The organism is Streptomyces sp. NPDC090083 (genome assembly GCF_044747445.1).
In the GTDB taxonomy this organism is placed as follows: domain Bacteria; phylum Actinomycetota; class Actinomycetes; order Streptomycetales; family Streptomycetaceae; genus Streptomyces.
This window is the reverse complement of the sequence record NZ_JBIVED010000001.1, coordinates 1,287,923-1,311,618: the sequence shown is the minus strand read 5'-3', so window position 1 is coordinate 1,311,618 and position 23,696 is coordinate 1,287,923. Positions and strand designations below refer to the sequence as shown.

Annotated in this window: 19 protein-coding genes; 11 read left to right on the top strand and 8 right to left on the bottom strand. The window is 70.0% G+C overall.

Features of this window, described 5'->3' with window-relative positions; genetic code table 11:
• Positions 1-438 precede the first annotated feature (438 nt).
• The 6 genes from ACIPTO_RS05335 (at position 439) to ACIPTO_RS05310 (ending at position 7,521) form a co-directional block, all read left to right on the top strand.
• Entirely contained in the window at positions 439-2,559 is a 2,121-nt protein-coding gene (locus ACIPTO_RS05335; RefSeq protein ID WP_401189557.1) for a type IIA DNA topoisomerase subunit B, read from the top strand.
• Between the two features lie 388 nt (positions 2,560-2,947).
• Positions 2,948-3,472: a DUF1453 domain-containing protein gene (locus tag ACIPTO_RS05330; RefSeq protein ID WP_366312581.1), complete on the top strand. Its 525-nt coding sequence runs from the start codon at positions 2,948-2,950 to the stop codon at positions 3,470-3,472.
• On the top strand, positions 3,469-4,620 hold the full coding sequence (locus ACIPTO_RS05325) for a histidine kinase (RefSeq protein ID WP_366312579.1): 1,152 nt from the start codon (positions 3,469-3,471) through the stop codon (positions 4,618-4,620). Before ACIPTO_RS05330 ends, ACIPTO_RS05325 begins: the two co-directional genes overlap by 4 nt.
• Positions 4,617-5,303 carry a response regulator transcription factor gene (locus tag ACIPTO_RS05320; protein ID WP_366312577.1) on the top strand — a complete coding sequence of 229 codons (687 nt, stop codon included), beginning with the start codon at positions 4,617-4,619 and terminating at the stop codon, positions 5,301-5,303. Before ACIPTO_RS05325 ends, ACIPTO_RS05320 begins: the two co-directional genes overlap by 4 nt.
• Before the next feature lie 68 nt (positions 5,304-5,371).
• The gene (locus ACIPTO_RS05315) at positions 5,372-5,932 is read left to right on the top strand and encodes a DUF485 domain-containing protein (protein ID WP_401189554.1); all 561 of its coding nucleotides are present in this window, start codon (positions 5,372-5,374) and stop codon (positions 5,930-5,932) included.
• Positions 5,929-7,521 (top strand): cation acetate symporter, encoded by a 1,593-nt coding sequence (locus tag ACIPTO_RS05310; RefSeq protein WP_401189553.1) that lies wholly within the window; start codon positions 5,929-5,931, stop codon positions 7,519-7,521. The genes ACIPTO_RS05315 and ACIPTO_RS05310 overlap by 4 nt, the downstream gene beginning before the upstream one ends.
• Positions 7,522-7,570: 49 nt before the next feature.
• Here the strand turns inward: ACIPTO_RS05310 and ACIPTO_RS05305 are convergent, their stop codons facing one another.
• Positions 7,571-8,263 carry a response regulator gene (locus ACIPTO_RS05305; protein WP_366312571.1) on the bottom strand — a complete coding sequence of 231 codons (693 nt, stop codon included), beginning with the start codon at positions 8,261-8,263 and terminating at the stop codon, positions 7,571-7,573.
• A gap of 159 nt (positions 8,264-8,422) precedes the next feature.
• Here ACIPTO_RS05305 and ACIPTO_RS05300 point away from each other — a divergent pair, with 159 nt between their 5' ends.
• From ACIPTO_RS05300 to ACIPTO_RS05290, 3 genes are all read left to right on the top strand, one after another.
• Positions 8,423-9,238 carry an ABC transporter ATP-binding protein gene (locus tag ACIPTO_RS05300; protein WP_019072927.1) on the top strand — a complete coding sequence of 272 codons (816 nt, stop codon included), beginning with the start codon at positions 8,423-8,425 and terminating at the stop codon, positions 9,236-9,238.
• On the top strand, positions 9,228-10,106 hold the full coding sequence (locus ACIPTO_RS05295; RefSeq protein WP_401189550.1) for an ABC transporter permease: 879 nt from the start codon (positions 9,228-9,230) through the stop codon (positions 10,104-10,106). The genes ACIPTO_RS05300 and ACIPTO_RS05295 overlap by 11 nt, the downstream gene beginning before the upstream one ends.
• An 82-nt stretch (positions 10,107-10,188) precedes the next feature.
• The gene (locus ACIPTO_RS05290; RefSeq protein WP_401189549.1) at positions 10,189-11,250 is read left to right on the top strand and encodes an ABC transporter substrate-binding protein; all 1,062 of its coding nucleotides are present in this window, start codon (positions 10,189-10,191) and stop codon (positions 11,248-11,250) included.
• A gap of 70 nt (positions 11,251-11,320) precedes the next feature.
• Here ACIPTO_RS05290 and ACIPTO_RS05285 read toward each other — a convergent pair whose 3' ends face one another.
• The 4 genes from ACIPTO_RS05285 to ACIPTO_RS05270 all read right to left on the bottom strand — a co-directional run bounded on the left by ACIPTO_RS05285 (position 11,321) and on the right by ACIPTO_RS05270 (position 16,079).
• Complete coding sequence (locus ACIPTO_RS05285) at positions 11,321-12,001, bottom strand: response regulator (RefSeq protein ID WP_366312565.1); 681 nt, start codon at positions 11,999-12,001, stop codon at positions 11,321-11,323.
• Complete coding sequence (locus tag ACIPTO_RS05280; protein ID WP_401189548.1) at positions 11,998-13,668, bottom strand: ATP-binding protein; 1,671 nt, start codon at positions 13,666-13,668, stop codon at positions 11,998-12,000. The genes ACIPTO_RS05285 and ACIPTO_RS05280 overlap by 4 nt, the downstream gene beginning before the upstream one ends.
• A 161-nt stretch (positions 13,669-13,829) precedes the next feature.
• Entirely contained in the window at positions 13,830-14,768 is a 939-nt protein-coding gene (locus ACIPTO_RS05275) for a sucrase ferredoxin (protein WP_401189546.1), read from the bottom strand.
• A gap of 54 nt (positions 14,769-14,822) precedes the next feature.
• Entirely contained in the window at positions 14,823-16,079 is a 1,257-nt protein-coding gene (locus tag ACIPTO_RS05270) for a citrate/2-methylcitrate synthase (RefSeq protein WP_401189544.1), read from the bottom strand.
• Positions 16,080-16,187: 108 nt separating this feature from the next.
• Between ACIPTO_RS05270 and ACIPTO_RS05265 the strand changes: the two genes are divergently transcribed.
• Positions 16,188-17,354 (top strand): citrate synthase/methylcitrate synthase, encoded by a 1,167-nt coding sequence (locus ACIPTO_RS05265; RefSeq protein WP_401189543.1) that lies wholly within the window; start codon positions 16,188-16,190, stop codon positions 17,352-17,354.
• A gap of 987 nt (positions 17,355-18,341) precedes the next feature.
• Here ACIPTO_RS05265 and ACIPTO_RS05260 read toward each other — a convergent pair.
• Positions 18,342-18,581: a hypothetical protein gene (locus ACIPTO_RS05260; RefSeq protein WP_266773276.1), complete on the bottom strand. Its 240-nt coding sequence runs from the start codon at positions 18,579-18,581 to the stop codon at positions 18,342-18,344.
• Positions 18,582-18,852: 271 nt separating this feature from the next.
• A complete protein-coding gene (locus ACIPTO_RS05255; protein ID WP_366312553.1) occupies positions 18,853-19,413 on the bottom strand; it encodes a DUF6082 family protein in 561 nt (186 codons plus the stop codon).
• Positions 19,414-19,905: 492 nt separating this feature from the next.
• Here ACIPTO_RS05255 and ACIPTO_RS05250 point away from each other — a divergent pair, with 492 nt between their 5' ends.
• The gene (locus ACIPTO_RS05250) at positions 19,906-21,036 is read left to right on the top strand and encodes a CobW family GTP-binding protein (RefSeq protein ID WP_401189716.1); all 1,131 of its coding nucleotides are present in this window, start codon (positions 19,906-19,908) and stop codon (positions 21,034-21,036) included.
• A 44-nt stretch (positions 21,037-21,080) separates the two neighbouring features.
• Here ACIPTO_RS05250 and ACIPTO_RS05245 read toward each other — a convergent pair whose 3' ends face one another.
• Positions 21,081-23,537: a DNA topoisomerase IV subunit A gene (locus ACIPTO_RS05245; RefSeq protein ID WP_366312551.1), complete on the bottom strand. Its 2,457-nt coding sequence runs from the start codon at positions 23,535-23,537 to the stop codon at positions 21,081-21,083.
• Positions 23,538-23,696: the final 159 nt, after the last annotated feature.

Genomic DNA, 23,696 nt, shown 5'->3' with positions numbered 1-23,696 from the left:
CTCTTCTCTAGCTCGACGAGCTGTCGTACCAGGGTCAACATCCAACCAGCCCGAAAACGTTCCCGCTCGTGGCTATTCCTCGAAAAAAATCTTCCGAGGCGGCTGTCGGCTGACGGTTGGCGGCGAATGTGCCGTATTGCGTGTCTATGTGTCTGTACGGGTTCGCGCTGTCTGTCAGGGTCGGGTCCTCCCGGCTGGGTTGCCGGATGTTGTTGAGGACGTGCCCGGAGCCTAAATGGTTCATGCCCCGAAGGGAACGTGATATGTACTTCACTCCATCGAGGGATCGAACAGGTATACGACCCTGGACTAGTGTGAGGAGGAGACGAGGGTGGCGTTACAACGGCTCTACCAGGCCTCGGTACCCTCTGAGCGGCAACCGAAGCCGGGCCCTTACCCAAAAGGGCCTCATCTGAAATTCAGCGAGGAGCGAACCGCGTGACCGCCGAAACGTCCGTGCCGTCGACAGCGCTGCTGGCAGGAGCAGACCGGGACGGTTCCAACTACACCGCGCGGCACCTGCTCGTCCTCGAGGGGCTCGAGGCCGTACGCAAGCGCCCTGGGATGTACATCGGGTCCACCGACAGCCGTGGCCTCATGCACTGTCTGTGGGAGATCATCGACAACTCCGTGGACGAGGCCCTCGGGGGCTACTGCGACCACATCGAGGTCATCCTGCACGACGACGCCTCGGTGGAGGTCCGGGACAACGGCCGGGGCATCCCGGTCGACGTCGAACCCAAGACCGGCCTCTCCGGTGTCGAGGTCGTCATGACCAAGCTGCACGCCGGCGGAAAGTTCGGCGGCGGCTCGTACGCCGCCTCCGGCGGTCTGCACGGCGTGGGCGCCTCCGTGGTGAACGCCCTGTCCGCGCGGCTGGACGTCGAGGTGGACCGCGGTGGCAACACCCACGCCATCAGCTTCCGCCGCGGTGTGCCGGGCTCCTTCGCCGCGGCCGGTCCCGATGCCGGGTTCGAGCCCAGCGGCCTGCGCAAGGCCAAGCGGATCCCCAAGACCCGCACCGGCACGCGCGTGCGCTACTGGGCCGACCGCCAGATCTTCCTCAAGGACGCCAAGCTCTCCCTGGACAACCTCCACCAGCGGGCCCGGCAGACCGCGTTCCTGGTGCCCGGGCTGACCATCGTCGTCCGCGACGAGTACGGCCTCGGCGAGGGCGGCAGCAAGGGGGAGGAGTCCTTCCGCTTCGACGGCGGCATCAGCGAGTTCTGCGAGTACCTGGCGAGCGACAAGCCGGTCTGCGACGTCCTGCGCCTGTCGGGCCAGGGCACCTTCAAGGAGACGGTGCCCGTCCTGGACGACCACGGTCAGATGACGCCCACCGAGGTCACCCGCGAGCTCGGCGTCGACATCGCCATGCGCTGGGGGACCGGCTACGACACGACGCTCAGGTCGTACGTCAACATCATCGCCACTCCCAAGGGCGGCACCCACGTCGCCGGCTTCGAGCAGGCCATCGTCAAGACGATCAACGAGGTGGCGCGCGCCAAGAAGCTGCTGCGCGTTGCCGAGGACGACGTCGTCAAGGACGACGCCCTGGAGGGCCTCACCGCCGTCGTCACCGTCCGGCTCGCCGAACCGCAGTTCGAGGGCCAGACCAAGGAGGTGCTCGGTACGTCGGCCGCCCGCCGTATCGTCGCCAACGTGGTAGCCAAGGAGCTCAAGGACTTCCTGACCTCGGCGAAGCGTGACGCGGCGGCCCAGGCCCGCGTGGTGCTGGAGAAGGCCGTCGCCGCCGCACGCACGCGTATCGCGGCCCGGCAGCACAAGGACGCGCAGCGCCGGAAGACGGCCCTGGAGTCCTCCTCGCTGCCCGCCAAGCTCGCCGACTGCCGCAGCGACGACGTGGAGCGCAGCGAGCTGTTCATCGTCGAGGGAGACTCCGCGCTCGGCACGGCCAAGCTCGCCCGGAACTCCGAGTTCCAGGCGCTGCTGCCGATCCGCGGCAAGATCCTCAACGTCCAGAAGTCGTCCGTCACCGACATGCTGAAGAACGTCGAGTGCGGGGCGATCATCCAGGTCATAGGAGCGGGCTCGGGCCGCACCTTCGACATCGACGCGGCGCGCTACGGCAAGATCATCATGATGACCGACGCCGATGTGGACGGCTCCCACATCCGCTGTCTGCTCCTGACCCTCTTCCAGCGCTACATGCGGCCCATGGTCGAGGCCGGCCGGGTGTTCGCCGCGGTGCCGCCGCTGCACCGGATCGAACTCGTCCAGCCGAAGAAGGGCCAGGACAAGTACGTCTACACGTACTCGGACCGTGAGCTGCGCGAGAAGATGCTGGAGCTCCAGAGCAAGGGCGTCCGGTACAAGGACTCCATCCAGCGCTACAAGGGTCTCGGCGAGATGGACGCCGATCAGTTGGCCGAGACGACGATGGACCCCCGTCACCGCACCCTGCGCCGGATCAACCTCTCCGACCTGGACGCGGCCGAGCAGGTCTTCGATCTGCTGATGGGCAACGACGTGGCACCGCGCAAGGAGTTCATCTCCAGCTCCGCCGCGACGCTGGACCGGTCGCGCATCGACGCCTGACCATCCCACCGGGTCCGGGTCCGGGTCCGGGTCCGGGTCCGACCCTGATCTGGGCTCGGGTTCGGGCCCGGACCCGCATGTCCGTCCGCGAACCCGAACCCGGGGCCGGAGGCTCGGCCCCGGGCCGATGGGATCGTTCCGTTGGCGCCGCCGCCCCTCTGTCTCGTGAGCCGGAGCCGGGGCCGTAACCCGGAGTCGAAGTCGGGGCCGAAGCCGGAGCCACGCCCGCCGCCGTCCACCGGCTCCACCCACGGGTGGAGGACGGCCCGGTTCGGGAATCCACCCGCGGTCCACCCTGGCGCCGATCTGCTGAGCTGCGGATTTCCGTAGCGTCGAAGACGTCGGCAGCGCTCGCCGCCGACATCCTCTTCCGCTCACGGAGGCTCTGATGTCCGGGCTCGTCAACGCGCTGGTGATCGTGGCCGTCGTCGTGGTGGTGATCGGGCGGCAGTTCCGCGCCCGCCAGATCAGCACCGACCGGCGCTGGTGGCTCCTGCCCGTGATCCTCGGGGTCGTCGCGCTGCGCGAGCCCGGTCTGCTCGACGCGCACCACCACACCGCCTCCGCCCTTCTGCTGGGCGTCGAGCTGGTCATCGGACTGGCCACCGGAGCCGGCTGGGCCTGGACCACGCGCCTGTGGGTGGAGTCCGACGGTTCCGTCTGGAGCAAGAGCACCAAGGCGAGCGGTGGCGTCTGGGTCGTGGGCATAGCCCTGCGCGTCGGCCTCATCGCACTGGGCGCGGCCGTGGGCGTGCACCAGGACAGCGCGGCCCTCATGCTCGGTCTCGCCGCGACACTGCTGGTCCGTTCCGGGGTCCTGGCCTGGCGGGCTCAGTCCTTCACCGGGACGGCCGTCTCCGCCCCGGCGTACGGTTTCGGCATGGCCCGGCCCGCCCGGAAGGAACGCGTGTGACGGAGAACGCCTGGACGCGCTGGCCCTCGCGGGAGGCGCTGGGCCGAGAGGGCATCTCACGGCCCCGGCGTCTGCTCGCCTGGGCCGTCCGGCTGCTGGTGATCGGCGTGCTTCTGGGGGGCGCGCTCACCGGCGGTCACGTCCATGGCTGGGCCCTGGCCGCGGGCGCGGCCGGGATCCTGCTGGCGGCGGTCGCCGCCTGGGCGTTCTGGCGCACGACTCTCGCCCACAGACTCTGGCCGTCGTTGGCACTCATGGCCGTGCTCCTCGGGGTGGCGGTCGGGGGACAGGCAGCCGGTTTCAGAGTTCCGGCCCTCGTGATCTGGTGCGGTTGTGCCGTCAGCTCGCTGGAGCGGCTGCCCATCGCGGTCGCCGTGCCGGTGACCGCGGTGTCCCTCGCGATCTTCGCCGCGGTCAACAACGACGTCTGGCTGACCACCGCGGTCACGACGGCGGGCCTGGCCCTCGCGGGGTACACGCTCCGCCTCGATGCCGAGGCCCGGGGCAGCGCACAGCGGCTGCTCACCCAGGAGCGCATGGCGAGAGCGGCCGAGGCGGAGTCCGCCGCACTGGCGGAGCGGGCCCGTATCGCCCGGGAGATCCACGACGTGCTCGCGCACAGCCTCTCCGCCCAGCTCGTGCACCTGGAGGCGGCCAGGCTGCTGATCGAGCGGGGCGCCGACCGGGAGACGATCCTGGAGCGGGTCGTCGCGGCCCGGGGGATGGCTCGCGACGGCCTCTCCGAGACCCGGCAGGCGTTGTCCGCGCTGCGGGGCGAGATGACCCCGCTGGAGGACTTCCTCTCCGAGATCGTCGGGACGACCGGCGGTGCCCAGGTCACCGTTACGGGTGATCGGAGACAGCTCTCCGCCGAGGCCTCGCAGGCCGTGCGCCGGGTCGCCCAGGAGGCTCTGACGAACGTCCGCAAACACGCCCAGGGCGCCAAGGTGCTGCTCACTTTGGACTACGGCGAACGCGAAGTGACCCTGGATGTACGGGACTCGGGCGGCTCGCGCGGCGAACTGACCGGGGCGGGGGGTGGATACGGTCTGCTGGGCATGCGGGAACGCGCCGAGTTGCTGGGCGGTTCGCTGCGTGCCGAGCCGGACGAGGAGGGGTTCGTGGTGACGCTGAAGGTGCCCGCATGACGGAGGAGCCCGTGAAGAGGCCCGCGCGGGTCGTGGTCGCGGACGACCAGACCGTCGTACGGGAAGGCATCGTGATGCTGTTGGGGCTGCTGCCGGGGCTCGAGGTCGTCGGCGCCGCCGGCGACGGGGACGAGGCGGTGCGGCTCGTCGCCGAACTCGCCCCGGACGTGGTCCTGATGGACCTGCGCATGCCGCGCTGCGACGGGGTCGAGGCGACTCGGCGGATCCGTGCCGAGTATCCCGGTACGCAGGTGGTGGTGCTCACGACGTTCGCGGATGACGCGTCGCTGTTCCCGGCGCTGCGTGCGGGGGCGCGCGGTTATCTCACCAAGGACGCGGGCGGCGACGAGATCGTACGGGCCGTGGAGAGCGTGCTGTCGGGGGACGCGGGGCTGTCGCCGAGCATCCAACGCCGGTTGCTGGAGCGGCTGTCGGAGCCCGAGCCGCCGCCGTCGCCCGAACCCGCCGAGCCGCCGGACGGGCTCACCGTGCGGGAGACGGAGGTGCTGTTGCTGATCGCCGACGGCCTGACCAACCAGGAGATCGCCCGACGGCTGCATGTCTCCACGGCGACGGTGAAGACCCACATCAACAACCTGTTCGCCAAGACGGGGCTCAAGGACCGTGCGCAGGCGGTGCGTTATGCCTACGGGAAGGGACTGGTGCGGCCACCAGCGAGTTGAGTCACCTGATGGGGTGAGAGACGGGAGAACAAGAGTCAGGGATCTTCCCGTTCTGTCCATCCTTGGGCATGCAGTCAAGCAACGGTCGTCCCCGCGGTGGCGGGAGCGGCCACGAGAGTCCGGCCGAGAACCACGAAGGTCATGACCTGACCCCCGCCGAGGGAACCGGAAAGGTGCGCTACCACGACCCTTGGTACGACGCGCTCGCGTCCGGCTGGGGCGAGTCGGACGGCGCGGGCGTGCCCGTCGCCGAGGTGCCGGCCGCCCGCCGGGAGGACGAGGTCAGGGCGATGCGCGCGGCGGACGTGTACCGGGAGGTGCAGCGCAGTGCGGCCTTCCAGGAGGTGCGCGGCCGGTATCTGCGGTTCGTGGTGCCGGCCACCGTCGTGTTCTTCACCTGGTACGTGGCCTATGTGGTGACGGCGACGACGGCACCCGGATTCATGGCCCGGCCGGTGGCCGGCGCGGTGAACGTGGGGATGGTCGCGGGACTCGGGCAGTTCCTCACCACCTTCCTGCTCACCTGGGCCTACGCCCGGCACGCGCGGCTGCGCAGGGACCGGGCCGCGCTCGAACTGCGCTGGGACACACAGGAACTGACACGAGGCATTCGAGGCGGTACGTCGTGACCGGGAACCACCAGACGCTGGCGCTGCTGCTGTTCAGCGTGTTCATCGCGGTCACTCTCGGGATCACCACCTGGGTGAGCCGCAACCGGCATGGCTCGGAGGAGGAGTTCTACGCGGGCGGCCGGCTCTTCTCCCCGATGGAGAATGGTTTTGCCATCTCGGGTGATTATCTGTCCGCAGCCTCGTTCCTCGGGGTCACGGGACTCATCGCGCTCTTCGGCTACGACGGCCTGCTGTACGTGGTGGGCTTCTTCGTCGCCTGGCTCATGGTGCTGTTCCTGGTCGCCGAACTGGTGCGCAACTGCGGGCGGTTCACGCTCGCCGACGTGGTCGCGGCCCGGATGAGCGAGCGGCCGGTGCGGATCGCGGCGGGAACTTCCTCGGTCACCGTGTCCGTTCTCTACCTGGTGGCGCAGATGGTGGGCGCGGGCAGCCTGGTCTCGCTGCTGCTGGGCGGGACGAGTCCGGCCGCGCGGGCCTGGACCGTCATCGGCGTCGGGGCGCTCATGGTGATCTATGTGTCGATGGGAGGGATGCGGGCCACCACCTGGATCCAGATCGTCAAGGCGGTCCTGATGATGAGCGGCACCGTCGCGCTCACGGTGCTGACCCTGGTCCGCTTCCACGGGAACCTGAACCACCTGCTGCTCACGGCCGCCGCGCGCAGCGGTCATGGCGCGGCCTTCCTGGCGCCGGGACTCAAGTACGGCGGGGACTGGACCGCGCGGTTCGACTTCATCAGCCTGGGCCTCGCGCTGGTGCTGGGCACGGCCGGGCTGCCGCACATCCTGTCGCGCTTCTACACCGTGCCGACCGCACGGGCCGCGCGCCGCTCGGTGGTGTGGTCGATCGGGCTCATCGGCGCGTTCTACCTGATGACGATCGTCCTCGGCTTCGCCGCCGCGGCGGTCGTGGGACCGGACACGCTCCGCAAGTCGAACGAGGCCGGGAACACGGCGGTCCCGCTGCTGGCCCTCGACCTCGGCGGCGGAGCCGATTCCACCGGAGGCACCGTCCTGTTCGCGATCGTCGCGGCCGTGGCCTTCGCAACGATCCTCGCGGTGGTGGCCGGGATCACCCTGGCCTCCTCGGCATCCGTGGCGCACGACCTGTACGCGTCGCTGCGCCGCCCGAGCGCCAAGCCGCGCAGTGAGGTGGCCGTGGCGCGGGTCGCCGCGGTCGGCATCGGTGTCGCGGCGATCGGGCTCGGCCTCATCGCCAGGAACCTCAACGTCGCCTTCCTGGTCGGCCTCGCCTTCGCCGTCGCGGCCTCCGCGAACCTCCCGGTGCTGCTCTACTCCCTGTTCTGGCGCGGCTTCACGACCCGCGGCGCGGTGTGGGCCGTATACGGCGGGCTCATTCCCGCGCTCGTGCTCGTGCTGCTGTCGCCGGTCGTGTCGGGCAGTCCTGAATCGCTGTTCCCGGGTGTCGACTTCCAGTTCTTCCCGCTGCAGAACCCCGGCATCGTCTCGATCCCGCTCGGCTTCCTGGCCGGCTGGCTCGGCACGGTCACCTCGACGGAGGTCCCGGACGAGGCCAAGCACGCGGAGACCGAGGTGCGTGCGCTGACGGGGGCGGGGGCCGTGTAGCGATCTCCGGGTGCCGTGGCCGCGCGCGCGTCGTGCGGCTGTCGCGTGGCTACGGCGCCACCCAGGCGTAGCGGTGTTCAGGGCGGCCCGTGTCGCCATACTTGAGGGAGAGGCGGAGGCGGCCGGCCTGCTCCAGGTGGCGGAGGTAGCGCTGGGCCGTGGAGCGGCTCAGGCCGGTCTCGGCGGCGACCTCGTGGGCCGAGAGGGGCTGCCCGGCGCGGTGCAGGACGCCGCAGATCAGGTCGGTGGTCGGTTCCGAGTGGCCGCTGGGCAGTCCGGGGGAGGCCGGCGCGGGCGTCGTACGCAGGGCGCCGAATATGCGGTCGACCTGCTCCTGGCCGGCCACGCCCCGGCCGCCGACGCGCTCGACGGTGCGTCGTAGGGCGGCGTAAGAGTCGAGGCGGGTGCGCAGTGCGGCGAAGGTGAAGGGCTTGACCAGGTAGTGCAGGGCGCCGAGGCGCATCGCACGCTGCACGGTCGCCACGTCACCGGCCGCCGTGATCATGATGACGTCGGTGCCGTGGCCCTGTTCCCGCATGTGGTGCACGAGTTCGAGACCCGTCCGGTCGGGCAGATAGTGGTCGAGCAGGACCAGGTCGATGGTCCCGCGTTCCACGGTGGCCAGCGCCTGGGCAGCGCTGTGTGCGCGGGCGGCGACCCGGAATCCGGGAACCTTCCCCACGTACTTGGCGTTGATCTCGGCGACGCGGAAATCGTCGTCCACGACCATGACGTCAATCATTGGGCCTCTTTCCTCAAGGCCAGGCGAGCGTTACGCCCGTGTTTCGGCTCCGCAGTTGTAGCGCGAGCAAAACGAGCACAACAGGCTCTTGCGAGCAAAAGAACGGCTTGCGCCCAGAAGACTGCTGCTGTGGTCCGGGCCACATCTACGGTCCCGGCCATGAGCGCAGACACCAGCCCCGCCATCGAGCTGCGGGGCGCGAGCAAGACCTTCAGGACCCCGTCGGGGGGTCTGCACACGGCCGTACGGGGGCTCGATCTCACCGTCGGGCGTGGCGAGTTCGTGGCGGTCGTCGGCCCCACGGGCTGCGGCAAGTCGACCACGCTGACCCTCGTCAGCGGGCTGGAAGAGCCCTCCGAGGGCGATGTGCTGGTGGCCGGTGAGCCGGTCTCCGGCGTCGGCGACAAGGTGGGCTTCGTCTTCCAGCAGGACGCCACCTTCCCCTGGCGCACGGTGCTGTCCAACGTCATGGCCGGCCCGCGCTTCCGCGGTGTACCGAAGGCCGAAGCCAAGGCGAAGGCGCGTGAGTGGCTGGCCCGGGTCGGTCTCTCCGCCTTCGAGGACCGCTATCCGCACCAGCTCTCCGGCGGTATGCGCAAGCGCGTCGCGCTCGCCGCGACCTTCGTCAACGACCCCGAGATCCTGCTCATGGACGAGCCGTTCTCGGCACTCGACGTGCAGACCAGGGCCCTGATGTCGGACGAACTCCTGGAGCTGTGGGAGGGCACCGGCGCGTCGGTCGTGTTCGTCACGCACGACCTGGAGGAGTCCATCGCGCTGGCCGACAAGGTCGTGGTCATGACCGCGGGGCCCGCCACAGTGAAGCAGGTCTTCGACATCGACCTGCCCCGGCCCCGCAAGGTCGAATCCGTGCGCCTGGAGCCGCGGTTCATCGAGATCTACCGCGAGATCTGGGAGTCCCTGGGCGAAGAGGTCCGCATCACACGCGAGAGAGGTGCGGCCAATGTCGCCTGACGTCATGCCCAAGGGCAAGATCGTTCCGGCCGCGGCCGAGTCCGGTGCCACCTCGGACCGCGCCCATTCACGTGCGCGTGCCGCACGTAAACGCAAGGTCGGTGTAGGAGCGGCCCGGGTGCTGCTCCTGGTCGCCGTACTCGGTCTGTGGGAGTGGCTCTCCCGGATCAAGGTCATCGATCCGTTCAACTTCTCGATGCCGTCGAAGATCTGGGACCAGATCTACACCTGGGTGATGCACGGGACCGCGCTCGGCTCCCTGGGGGAGCAGATCTGGTACACGCTCCAGGAGGCGCTGCTGGGCTGGATCATCGGTGTGGTCGCCGGTGTCGTGTTCGGTATTGCGCTGGGGCGGATCACCTTGCTGGCCGACGTACTTGGTCCATACATCAAGGTGCTCAACTCCATACCCAGGATCGTGCTCGCCCCGATCTTCGTGATCTGGTTCGGGCTCGGACCGGCCTCCAAGATCGCCTCCGCCGTCGTGCTCGTCTTCTTCCCGGTGTTCTTCAACGCCTTCCAGGGCGCCCGTGAGGTCGACCGCAACCTGGTCGCCAACGCCCGCATCCTCGGTGCCAGCGACCGCAGGGTGACCCTCCAGGTGGTCATCCCGTCGGCCACCTCCTGGATCTTCACCAGCCTCCATGTCAGCTTCGGCTTCGCCCTCATCGGCGCGATCGTCGGCGAGTACATCGGCGCCACCAAGGGCATCGGCCTGCTCGTCGCGCAGTCCCAGGGCACCTTCAACGCGGCCGGTGTGTACGCCGCGATGGTGATCCTCGCCGTCGTCGCCCTGGTCGCCGAAGGGCTCCTGACCTTCGCCGAGAACCGCATCTTCCGCTGGAAGCCGTCGGGCTCCGACAGCTGAACGGCCTCTCGCCGCAGCCCCGCCGAAGAGGCCCGGCCTCTCCTCCTCCCCGCACCGCACCCTCACAAGGACGTGAACCGCCATGCGCACAACCGTCAGATACGCCGCCCTGGCCGCCTCGGGCCTGCTCGCCCTCTCCTCGCTCACCGCCTGCGCCAACGACGCGGCCAGCACCGCCTCCACCGGCTCAGGCAGCAAGGGTGACGGCAAGGGTGAGAAGGTCAAGATCATGGTGGGTGGCCTGGACAAGGTCATCTACCTGCCCGCGATGCTCACCCAGCGGCTCGGCTACTTCGACGCCGAGGGCCTCGACGTGGAACTGCTGAGCGAACCCGCCGGCGTCCAGGCCGAGACCGCGCTCGTCTCCGGGCAGGTCCAGGGAGCGGTCGGCTTCTACGACCACACGCTCGACCTTCAGGTGAAGGGCAAGTCGGTCGAGTCCGTGGTGCAGTTCTCGCAGGCGCCCGGCGAGGTGGAGGTCGTCTCCACGAAGGCGGAGGGGAAGGTCAAGTCGGCCAAGGACTTCAAGGGCAAGAAGCTCGGCGTGACGGGCCTCGGCTCCTCCACCGACTTCCTCACCAAGTACCTCGCCGTCAAGAACGGCGTCAACGTCAGCGAGTTCACCCCGGTCGCCGTGGGCGCGGGACCGACCTTCGTCGCGGCGCTCCAGCAGGGTTCCATCGACGCGGGGATGACGACCGACCCGACCGTCGCGACGATCCTCGACAAGAAGGCCGGCAAGATCCTCGTCGACATGCGCACGCCCGAGGGCTCGCAGGCGGCGCTGGGTGGACCGTATCCCTCGTCAAGTCTGTACATGCAGACGGACTGGGTGAACAGCCACAAGTCAACGGTGCAGAAGATGGCCAATGCATTCGTCAAGACGCTCAAGTGGATGTCCACCCACAGCGCGTCGGCGATCGCCGACAAGATGCCCGCCGACTACTCCCAGGGCAACAAGTTCCTCTACGCGACCGCGATCAAGAGCACGCTGCCGATGTTCACCAAGGACGGCGTGATGCCGGAGAACGGCCCGGAGACCGTCGAGAAGGTGCTCAAGGCGTTCAACCCCACCATCAAGAACGCCGATGTGGACCTCGACAAGACCTACACGACCGAGTTCGTGAAGAACGCGGCGGGCTGACGGCCACGCGGTCGGCATCCGTACAGGAGGGCGGGCACGGCCCCTTCCCCCACCCCCACAGGCCGTGCCCTCAGGCGCGGGTCGCCCACACGTAACGGTGTTCCGGGCGGCCCGCGTCGCCGTATTTCAGCGTCAGCCGGGCCCGTCCGGTGCGCTCCAGGAGCTTCAGATAGCGCTGGGCGGTCTGCCGGCTCACTCCCGTGCGATCGGCGATCTCCTGGGCGGACAGGGGGCCTTCGGCGTGCATCAGGGCCTGGCGGACGAGTTCCGCCGTGGTGGGGGAGTGCCCTTTGGGCAGCCCGGGCTCCGAGGGCGCGGACAGGGCGCCGAAGATCCGGTCCACCTCCGCCTGTTCGGCCTCGCCGCCGCCGTCGAGGGTGCGGCGCAGAGCGGCGTACGCCTCCAGCTTGGCCCGCAGGCCCGAGAAGGCGAACGGCTTGACCAGGTACTGCAGGGCGCCATGGCGCATCGCCGCCTGCACCGTCGTCACGTCCCGGGCCGCCGTCACCATGATCACGTCGGTCTGGTGGCCGCGTCGGCGCATCTCCTGGACGACCGCCAGGCCCGTCTCGTCGGGCAGATAGTGGTCCAGGAGGACCAGGTCCACCCGGGGCAGCGCCTCCAGCCGGTCGAGCGCCTCGGACGCGGTGTGCGCCTCGGCCGCGACATGGAAGCCCGGCACCTTCTCCACGTAGGCCGCGTTGACCTGCGCCACCCGGGTGTCGTCGTCGACGACCAGGACCTCGATCATCGCGACTCCTCCTCGGCGACGGGCTCTCCTGGGGCGGTGAGAGCGGGGGCGAGGCCCGGTTCGGTCAGGGCCTCGGGGAGGACGACGACGAACTCCGCGCCGCCACCGAACGCCTCCGTCACCACCGCGCTGCCGCCCTGCCGTTCGGCGAGCCGACGCACCAAGGAGAGTCCGATTCCGCGCTTGCCGTGCGCCGGGGGCTTCTTGGTGGACCAGCCCTCGGTGAAGATCAACTCCCTTTGCTCCGCCGGGATTCCGGGCCCCGTGTCGCGCACCCGGAGCACGGCCGTACGCCCCTCCGTCCGCAACTCGGCCTCCACGCGTGCGTGCGGTGTGCCCGCGACGGCGTCGAGCGCGTTGTCCACCAGGTTGCCGACGACCGTGACCAGCCCGCGCGGGTCGATCAGCCGGTCCGGCAGCCACGTCCGGTCGGAGATCCACAGGGCGACGCCCCGCTCGGCCGCGACGGTTGCCTTACCCACCAACAGGGCGGCGAGCAAAGGGTCCTGGATCTTCTCGGTGACCTGCTCGGCCGTCGCCCGGTGATCGCCGACCACCTCGCCGACGAAATCCACGGCGTCGTCGTACATCTCCAGTTCGAGCAGCCCCAGGAGGGTGTGCATACGGTTGGCGTGCTCATGGTCCTGGGCGCGCAGGGCGTCGATCAGGCCGTGCGTCGAGTCCAACTCCCGGCCGAGCTGCTCCAGTTCGGTGCGGTCGCGCAGGGTGGCGACGGCGCCGCCGTCGTCGGTGGGCATCCGGTTGGTGACCAGGACCCGCTGGCCGCGGACGGCGAGGAGGTCGGTGCCGGTGACCCGGCCGGCCAGGACGTCGGTGGTCCGTCCTCCGCCGAGCGCCTCGTCCAGGGAGCGGCCGACCGCCTCGTCGCCGATGCCCAGGAGCCGCCGTGCCTCGTCGTTCAGGAGGCGTATGCGGCCAGTACGGTCCAGGGCGACGACACCCTCCCTGATGCCGTGCAGCATCGCCTCGCGCTCCGAGAGCAGCGCCGAGATGTCCGAGAAGGCCAGGTCCCGGGTCTGCCGCTGGACCCTCCGGGAGACCAGCCAGGCCGCCAGGGCGCCGACCGCGAGCGCGCCGCCGGCGTACGCCAGCAGCCCGGGGATCGCGCTGATCAGCTGCGCGCGGACGCTGTCGTACTTGATGCCCACCGAGACCGCCCCGACGACCGTGCCGTCGGTGTCCCGGAGCGGTACCTTGCCGCGCGCGGAGCGTCCCAGGGTGCCCTTGTCGATCTCCGTGACCTCCTGGCCCGCAAGGGGCTGGCCAGGAGAGGTCGAGACGAAGCGGCCGATCTCGCTCGGGGTCGTGTGCGACCAGCGCATGCCCCGCCAGTCCATCACCACCACGTACTCCGCCTTGGTGGCCTTCCGGATCCGCTCCGCCTCCCGCTGCACGGGTCCGTCCACGGTCGGAGGGGTGTCCTGGATCTCCTTGACGATCTGCGGCTGCTGCGCGGTCGTCTGGGCGATGCCCAGGGCGCGGTTCATCGCCTCCTGGTCCAGCTGCTTGCTCAGCGGCGCGAGGAACAGCCCGGTCGCCAGGACCGCGACTCCCGCGGCGATCGCCAGCTGCATCAGCAGCACCTGCGAGAACACCCGCCGCGGCAGCCCGAGGCGACGGCGGCGTGCGGGAGGAGTGGGGCTCATACCCCTGACCGTACGTGCCGGGACGGGGGCTGCCCCAGGGGTGTGGCACGGATCTCTTGACCAGTTCTTGGGAAAACCGGCCTCCAGAAGAGGACGGTTTTCCCTGCGGACCCTCCGGGAGTTTCTCTGCGGACCCTCAGGGAGACCGGCTGTCGTGCGGGTCAGCCCGCCAGCGCCGTCGTGAGCTCGCGCACCGCCACGACGTCCATCCGCGCCGGTGCGCCGAGGACCGCCGCCCCGCAGCTCTCCGGCCGGGGCGGAAGCGATGCGCCCTGGGCGACTATCACCCGCCAGTGGCGCCCGTCGGCGTGCGCGACGGTCACCTCCCAGCGCGGTGCCGCACCGTCCGTGCGTACGACGCTCAGGGCATCCATCGCGTACTCGCCCGCGGCCGTCCGCACGGCCAGTTCCGCCGCCTGTCCGGGCCTCTCCCAGGCCGAAGCGCCCCGGCAGCCCTCGACGACCACACGGCCCTCCTGGACGCCGTGGAGGATCTCCTTGATGCCGTGCGCCTGGACCCGCCCGTACGCGTAGCCGTACGGCAGGACGAGGACGGTGGGCGAGAAGCGGTGACCGCCCAGATGGGTGACCTCCCAGGCGCCTTCGACACCAGAGGCGGCCAGTTCTGCCGCGAGAGGGCGGCCCAGGAGTGCGCAGCAGCGGTCGCGCTTGCCGTTGGTGCACACGAGGGCGAGCGGATCGCCGGTGTGGGGCCGCCCGCCGAGCGCCGACCCGAACGAGGCGGGATCACCCGCGCCGAGGGCGGCGAAGTCCAGGGAGAGCAGCTCCTGCGGATCCTCGGTCGTCGCGCTGTGCAGCCATACGTTTCCGGGAACGGTGTGGGCCGCGTACACCTGGCGCACCGGCGAGGCCGCGGGGTCGGCGTGCCGCCCGGGGCGCCGGATGAGCGCGACCCGCACCCCCGTGTCCGCGGCGGCCGCTTCCAGGGCACGCCCCACCACGGGGTCCAGGTGGCTCGAAGTGAGCGCTTTGGCACCCCAAGGACCGGCCTGTTCCAGCAGCAGCCACGTCGTCGCCGTGGCCGCGGTTCCGGAAATGGGCTCGTCGAGGTCCCGAGAGACGGTCGCGCACGTACTCACAGAGGTGAGCCTAACCTGACTTGGCCCAGGGCGACTTCCGGCCGTGCTCGTGTCCTACTCCGGTAGGGGTTGAGGCGGTCTGGGGCCTACGTAGTGACCGCTGGGCCGCATGCGCAGCGGGCGCTCCCCGTACTCCTCCAGGGCGTGCGCGATCCAGCCCGCCGTACGGGCGACGGCGAAGACCGTCTCGCCCGCCGTGGACGGCATCCCCGAGGAGACGGTGAACACGGCGAGCGCCAGGTCGACGTTGGCGTGCAGCGGGGTGTGACGGGCGGTGGTGGCCACGATGTCGCGGGCCGCGGCGAGGGCGGGCGCCGCGCCCGGGATCTCCTTCAGGAGCGCGAACAGGGCACGCGCGCGTGGGTCTTCGCCGGGGTAGAGCCGGTGGCCCAGTCCGGGGATGCGGCGGCCGGACCGCAGTTCGTCCGCGACGACCGGGGCCGCGGTGCCCTGGTCGAGCACGTCGAGCAGCAACCGGTGCGCCAGGCCGCTGGCGGCGCCGTGCAGGGGGCCTTCGAGGACCCCCAGGCCGGAGGAGACAGCCGCGTAGGCGTGCGCCCGGGCCGAGGCGGCGACGCGCACCGCGAGCGTCGAGGCGGCCAGGTCGTGGTCGACGAGGAGGCCGAGTGCCGTGTCCAGGACGCGCAGTGACGCATCGTCAGCCGGCCGTCCGCTCAGCCGCGCCCACAGGCGGTGGGCCAGAGGACCCTCGTCGCGATGGGTGCGCCGTATCGGAGGCAGGGCCGCGACGAGGGTGGGGATGAGGGTGCGCGCGGTGCCGAGCACGGCGTCCTCGGACAGGTCGAAGCGCAGCGGGTCCGCGGTCGCCGCCGCGATGGCGGCGACGCGCAACCGGTCGGTGGGGCCGGCGTGTTCGGGCAGCGCGTCCACGGCACGCCGGGCGACGGAGACGGCCGCCTTGGGCGCGGTGAACGTGATCCCGGGACGCAGTTCCCCGGTCCACAGCCACTCCGCGATCTCCTCGTAGGAATGGCGGGCGGCCAGCTCGGTCGCGTCGACGCCTCGGAAGTAGTACCGGTCCTTCTCGATGAGCGTGATCCGGGTCCGTACGGACAGCTCGCCCCCCGACCCCGAACTCCCGCTGCTCTCGCGCCTGTTGCGCCGGGCGAGCGCCTCCACCTCCTTGGCGTCGAAGGTGCTGCCCCGGCCGCCGGGCTCGCGTCTGCTGCTCAGCTGCCCGCGACTCACGTACGCGTACACGGTGTCGGGCTTCACGCCGAGGAGTTCGGCGGTCTCCTTGGTGCTCAGCCGTCGGTCGGGGTGACCGGGAGAGGGTTCTTGATCGCGCATGGGGGCCACCGTATCCATCCGCATGCACACCTTGCGGATATTGATTCAATCAATATTGACAGAGATTGAGTCAACCATGGACATTGAAATCAAGTCCAGGGAGGAATCATGTCCAGCAACAGAGCCGTAGCCACACGTATCGATGTCCCGCGGGGGCTCGCGGGCGTCGTCGTCACCGACACCCGAATCGGTGACGTCCGAGGCGCTGAGGGCTTCTACCACTACTGCCAGTACTCCGCCGTCGACCTCGCGCGGACCCGCGGCTTCGAGGACGTCTGGCACCTCCTGGCCCACGGCGAACTGCCCGACGCCGACCGGAGCGCGGCCTTCGCCGCCGAGACCGCCGCGCTGCGCCGGCTGCCCGACGGAGTGCGGGCCGCGCTGCCCGCGGTCGCGGCGGCGAGCGGCACGTCCGGACCGCTGGCAGGGATGCGTACGGCACTGTCGCTGCTCGGCGCCGCGCAGGACTTCCGGCCGGTGTACGACATCGACGCGGACGCGCGCCGCCGGGACACGCTCGTGGCGTCCGCGGCCGTCCCGACGCTGCTGACCGCGCTGTACCGGCTGGGGCGGGGACTTGATCCCGTGGAGCCGCGCGAGGACCTGTCCTACGCGGCCAACTACCTGTACATGTTGACCGGTTCGGAGCCGGACAAGCAGCAGGCCAGGGCGATCGAGCAATACTTGATCTCAACCATTGACCACGGATTCAACGCGTCAACCTTCACCGCGCGGGTCATCGCGTCGACCGGGGCGGACGTGGCGGCCTGCCTGGTCGGGGCCGTAGGAGCGCTGTCGGGTCCGCTGCACGGGGGTGCGCCCAGCCGGGCCCTGGACACCCTGGACGCGATCGGCACGCCGGACCGCATCGACCCATGGATCCGTGAACGCGTCCTCGCGGGCGACCGCATCATGGGCTTCGGCCACGCCATCTACCGTACGGAGGACCCGCGTTCGCGGATGCTGCGCGAGGTCGCCCAGCAGTTCGGCGGACCGCGGGTCGAGTTCGCCGTGGAGGTCGAGCGGCAGGTGGAGGCGATCCTCGCGGAGCTCAAGCCGGGCCGCGAACTCCACACGAACGTCGAGTTCTACGCGGGGCTCGTGATGGAACTCTGCGGGCTGCCGCGGGAGATGTTCACCCCGACCTTCGCGGCCGCGCGGGTGGTGGGGTGGAGCGCGAACGTCGTCGAGCAGGCGGAGGACCCGAAGATCATCCGGCCGGTGGCCCGGTATGTGGGGGCGGAGGCACCGGTGGCGGTGCCGCCCGCGCCGTGACCGGCCGGTGGGGCAGGGAGTCGGCGGTGTTCCCCGGTGCCGTGCTGCGATGGAAGACCGGACTTGAGGCGAGCTGCTGCGCGGGGGTCGGCATCTCTGCCTCTGTCGTGCAGGGTCCGGGGCGATTCCCTGGGGTAGTCGTTCCAGGCCTCCGACGGGGCGGGATCAGCCATCTGCCCTTGCGCCGGCCGCGCATGGAGGCTGCGTAAAGTCCGCTTCCGCGCTGCGCCCCAACTCGTTGCGGGACGAGACGAGTGAGCAAGGTGAGGGCCAGCCCAGAGAAGACGGCGCTGCCCCCGCCGAAGCAGTCGCCCAGGGAGTTGCGTTCGAGGGAGTCCGGGTTCGAGCGCTGCCCGCCGTATGCCATCGCCGTCGATCGCCCTCGGCCATGTCGACGCCGCTCACGAGCCAGCCACTCGCCCACGACGGACGCCTCGCCCACCCGGGGCCGGCAAGCTGCTGCCGCCGCGCCCATGTAGGCCGGGCCAGTTGGTGCCGCCGAGGCCCAAGAGCTCACCCACAAGATTGATCGACGTATCTGATGTCGTGTGGCCGTCCGTCTCTCCCCCTTGAGCCCGCCTTTAGTCCTCCGTGAGTCCTCCGTGAGCCTCCGTGGACCCTCCGTGAGCCCGCGGCATCCCGCCCTGGCTGTGGACGGAGGCGGGGCGGAGCGTCAGCACCTGCCTGCTCCGGGGGAGCTGGCGCAGGCAGGTGGGCGTGGTCACTTGTCGGGGATGAAGTCCCCGGTGAAGGCCAGGGTCCGGCGGTCGACCACGGCGACGATGTCCTGTCGGCTCAGTTCCCGCGGGCCGAGCCGGAGTGGCAGTCCCACGACTGCGGAGGGAGGCCGATGCGCCGCGTTATCCGGAGCTTGGGGACCGGCGATCGGCGGGCGTTCGTGCGCCCGGGATGGATGGTCATCTGTGGTCCTTCGGGGTGGCGAGGGTGGGCGGAAGGCCAGGAGCTCGGCCTTCCGCAATCAGGAACTCAGGCTTCCGGAATGTCCGCCTTGGCTCTGATCAGGGTCTCGCGGGTGATGACGACGATCCGCTCGTAGTCGGCGCGGGCCGCGTCGGCCGGGAGCTGCGCGTCGAGCGCTTCGGTGAGGTCCGTGCCGATCACTGCGAAGGTTCCGTCGGCCAACTCGAAGATGTCGGGGCAGTTGCCTCCACCTGTGCTCCCTCGCTCGGAGGGAGGTACACCGATCCGACGGATGATCTGACTCACGTGTTGTTCCTTCTGGTCACGGCTGGAGATGTGGTGCACGCGGCTGCGGGCGCGAAGACAGCCTTGTGGGGTGCGTTCGTCATCCGGCGGCGTGAGTGACGCTCTTGTGGAGTCGCTCGACGCGATCAGGCGTGAGTCAACCCCAGTGGCGTCCGGGACAACTGGGCACGTGACCTGTTTGTTATGGCCCACAGGTGTGATTTCTACATGTGCTTCCTGTCGGTGGCCCGGCCTGGTCGCCCGGCTCCGTCGTTCTGCTCCGTCGTTGTGCTCAGTCGTTCGGGGGCTCGCCGACGACCCACCACTCGTCGATGTCGGCCTCCTCCAGCTGGCGCAGCAGATCATCGACCATGCGGCCCAGCTCGGCCTCGTCCGAGTCCTCCGGGAGCGTGGCACGCTGGCCGCGCGTCGCGGACCAGTACTCCCTGACGACGGGGTTCTGCAGCAGCCCCCGGACGCGGCCGAAGAACTCCTCGCGGCTCAGATTGCCGATGCGGTGGTAGTAGAGCAGGTTGGTGTACAGGGCGTTCGCGAAGAGGTATTGCCGACGTTTCTGCGGTGAGGCCGGTACTTCGAAGATGTCCAGTACCTCGGCCAGTTCGGGGCTGTCGATCGCCTTGCTCAACAGTTCCCAGTGCAGGCGCTGTTGGTTGGCCAGGCTGCTCTGGTGGCGGGTGCGCGCCAGCTGTTCCTCCAGCTGATCGAGGCGCACGCGTTGGGAGTTGAGCGCGCGGCGCTGCGCCGCCAGTGCGGCGATGGCGCCGGCCGTCAGGCCCAGGCTCACTGCCACGGCGGCGCTCGGCCCCCGTGCCCGCTTCTTCCGTGTGGCCATGTCAACAACCCCCGAATCAGGCGGCCATCCGCCGGCCGTCGGGTGCGGGTTGGTGAAGACGGGGACCGGCGAGCGATGGGCGGCGCTTGCCGTCTCCCAGAGTGCCGAGCGGCTCTGATCGGCAGGGAGGCGGAGAGGAGGCGCACGGAGGGAAGCGAGGGTCGCACGAACCGGCGCCTTCCCCAACGTCTGCCCCGCGGGTGCTGCTAACAATCGTTCACTTCGCGGCGATTCTCCCGGCTCGTATCCTGGGGCGGCATTCAACCTCCGTACGTGTGCCGCATCACGAGCCGGTGCACGCGTCGGCGTGAAAGAGGTCGCACGTTGAGCGAGCAGAGCCCGAGCGCAAGCCCGAGCCGGAGCCTCGGCCCGAGCCAAAGCCTTGAGGGCCCGGCCCTGAACCGAAGCCCTGGGGCCCCGGGCCCGAGCAGAAACCCCGGGACGAGCCCGAGCCCGACACCGTCGACGACACCGACCTCACCCCCACCCCAGATCCCCGTCGTCGTCCTGGCCGGGTTCCTGGGTTCCGGCAAGACGACTCTCCTCAACCACCTCCTGCACCGCAGCGGAGGCAGCCGTATCGGTGCCATCGTCAATGACTTCGGGGCGATCGAGATCGACGCGCTGGCCGTGGCCGGGGCACTCGGCGACTCGACCGTGTCGCTCGGCAACGGGTGCCTGTGCTGTGCCGTGGACGCCAGTGAGCTGGACACCTATCTGGAGCGACTCGCCCGGCCGGCCGCCGGGATCGACGTCATCGTCATCGAGGCCAGCGGGCTCGCCGAACCGGAGGAACTGGTACGGATGCTGCTCGCCAGCGAGCACCCGGGGATCGTCTACGGCGGGCTCGTCGAGGTCGTGGACGCGGCCGAGTTCGACGACACGCGCGTGAAGCACCCCGAGATCGACCGGCATCTCTCCCTCGCCGACCTCGTCGTCGTCAACAAGCTCGACCGCGCCGCCGACGCCCCGCGCGTCCTCGGCCTCGTCCGCTCGCTCACCGACCGCGCCGCCGTCGTACCCGCGACCTACGGCCGTATCGACCCGGAGTTCCTCTTCGACTGCCGCCCGAACGAGGAGCGTGTCGGACAGCTGACCTTCGACGACCTCAATGAGCCGGACCACGCGCACGACCACGGCGATCACGACGGCGACGGCCATGCCGGCCACCTGCACGACGCGTACGACAGCCTCTCCCACGCCTCCGACGTGCCCCTCGACCCGCGCAGGCTGATGGCGTTCCTCGACAGCAGGCCCGAGGGGCTCTACCGCATCAAGGGGTACGTCGACTTCGGCGCGCACGATCCGCGCAACCGGTACGCCGTGCACGCCGTGGGACGGTTCCTGCGGTTCTATCCCGAACCCTGGGCCGACGGGGACGTACGGCTCACCCAGCTCGTGCTCATCGGTACCGGTCTCGACATGGCCGCCCTCGGCAAGGAGCTGGAGGCGTGCGCGGACGGCGACGCCCCACAGGCCGACGAACGCGGCATGTGGGGCGTCCTCCGCTACGTACAGGAACCGGAGCGGGAGCCCGGGTCCGCATCCGGAGCGGAACACGAAACCGGACGGGAAGACGAACTCGAAACCGGATCCCAGTCGGACCCCGGTCTCGACTACTGACCGACACCGACCGGTCGATACCGACGAGCCGATACCGACCGGTGCTACACCGGCCCCGCCACCACCGACACCGTCTTCGGCAGTGACACGCCCGAGCCGTCGCGGCGCGGGTCCATCTCCGGGAGCTCGGCCGGGGTGCCGTCCCGCTGGGCCGCCTTGGCCGGTACCGCGCCCGCCCAGGCCAGGGAGAGGCAGTCCTCGCCCTTCAGGAAGCGCTGGCAGCGGACGCCGCCGGTGGCCCGGCCCTTGCGGGGGTACTGGTCGAACGGGGTCAGCTTGGCCGTCGTCTGGACGGAGTCGTCCAGCGTGCCGCGCGAGCCCGCGACCGTGAAGACGACCGCGTCCACCGCCGGGTCGACGGCCGTGAAGGAGATGACCTTCGCGCCGTCGGTGAGCTTGACGCCCGCCATACCGCCGGCCGGGCGGCCCTGGGGGCGCACCTGGGAGGCCTGGTAGCGCAGGAGCTGGGCGTCGTCCGTGATGAAGACGAGGTCCTCCTCACCGGTGCGCAGCTCGATCGCGCCGACGATCCGGTCGCCGTCCTTGAGCGTGATGACCTCCAACTCCTCCTTGTTCGTGGGGTAGTCGGGGACCACACGCTTGACGACGCCCTGTTCCGTGCCGATGGCCAGGCCGGGGGAGGACTCGTCGAGGGTCGTCAGGCAGATGACCGTCTCGCCTTCGTCCAGGGAGACGAACTCCGAGACCGGGGCGCCGCCGGAGAGGTTCGGCGCGGCGGCCGTCTCCGGGAGCTGGGGCAGGTCGACGACGTTGATCCGCAGAAGGCGGCCGGCCGAGGTGACCGCGCCCAGCTCGCCGCGCGCGGTCGCCGGGACGGCCGAGACGATCACGTCGTGCTTGACGCGCCGGGCGTCGGCGTCCTCCGGGAAGGGCTCGCCGTTCGCCGTGCGGGCCAGCAGGCCCGTCGAGGAGAGCAGCACCCGGCACGGGTCGTCCGCGACCTGGAGCGGCACGCTGGCGGCGGGGGTGCCCGCCGACTCCAGCAGGACCGTCCGCCGGTCGGTGCCGAACTTCTTCGCCACCGCGGCCAGTTCGGTCGAGACCAGCTTGCGCAGCTCGGTGTCCGACTCCAGGATGGCGGTCAACTCGGCGATCTCCGCGCGGAGTCGCTCCATCTCCGACTCCAGCTCGATCCGGTCGAACCGGGTGAGGCGGCGGAGCGGGGTGTCCAGGATGTACTGGGTCTGGATGTCCGACAGCGAGAAGCGCTCCATCAGGCTCTGCTTCGCCTGCGCGGAGTTGTCGCTGGAGCGGATGATCCGGATGACCTCATCGATGTCGATGAGCGCGGTGAGCAGACCCTCCACGAGGTGGAGGCGGTCGCGCCGCTTGGTGCGACGGAACTCGCTGCGGCGCCGTACGACGTCGAAGCGGTGGTCGAGGTAGACCTCCAGGAGTTCCTTGAGGCCCAGCGTGAGAGGCTGGCCGTCGACCAGGGCGACGTTGTTGATGCCGAAGGACTCCTCCATCGGCGTCAGCTTGTAGAGCTGCTCCAGGACTGCTTCCGGGACGAAGCCGTTCTTGATCTCGATGACCAGGCGCAGGCCGTGCGCGCGGTCGGTGAGGTCCTTGACGTCGGCGATGCCCTGCAGCTTCTTCGCGCCGACCAGGTCCTTGATCTTGGAGATCACCTTCTCGGGGCCCACGGAGAAGGGCAGTTCGGTGACGATCAGGCCCTTGCGGCGGGCCGTCACGTTGTCCACGGTGACCGTCGCGCGGATCTTGAAGGTGCCGCGGCCCGTCTCGTACGCGTCCCGGATGCCGGTGAGGCCGACGATCCGGCCGCCCGTCGGCAGGTCGGGGCCGGGGACGTGGCGCATCAGGCTGTCCAGGTCCGCGTTCGGATAGCGGATCAGATGCCGGGCGGCGGCGATCACTTCGCCCAGGTTGTGCGGCGGCATGTTGGTGGCCATGCCGACGGCGATGCCCGACGAGCCGTTCACCAGGAGGTTCGGGAAGGCGGCGGGCAGGGCCACCGGCTCCTGCTCCTGGCCGTCGTAGTTCGGGGTGAAGTCGACCGTGTCCTCGTCGATCGACTCGGTCATCAGGTTGGCGGCCTCGGACGGCCGGCACTCGGTGTACCGCATGGCGGCGGGCGGGTCGTCGTTGCCCAGCGAGCCGAAGTTGCCGTGGCCGTCGGCCAGGGGCACGCGCATGGAGAAGGGCTGGGCCATGCGCACGAGGGCGTCGTAGATCGACGCGTCCCCGTGCGGGTGCAGCTTGCCCATGACCTCGCCGACGACACGCGCGCACTTCACGTAGCCGCGGTCGGGGCGCAGGCCCATCTCGTCCATCTGGTAGACGATCCTGCGGTGAACGGGCTTCAGGCCGTCCCGGGCGTCCGGCAGGGCGCGGGAGTAGATGACCGAGTACGCGTACTCAAGGTAGGAGCCCTGCATCTCGTCGACGACGTCGATGTCGAGGATCCGCTCCTCGAACGAGTCGTCGGGCGGCGGGGTCTTCGTGCTGCGGCGGGCCATCGCTGCCGGCTCCTCTTTTCTGGTCGCTCGCCTGGGGGTCGCTCCCCTTCGGCTCACTCTTGCTGAAGCGTGAACGGGGTCTTGACGTGAACCATTGTGGACCGCGGCACTGACAACGCGGACCAGGACCCGGCGTTGCCCGCTCGGGTCCGTCACCGA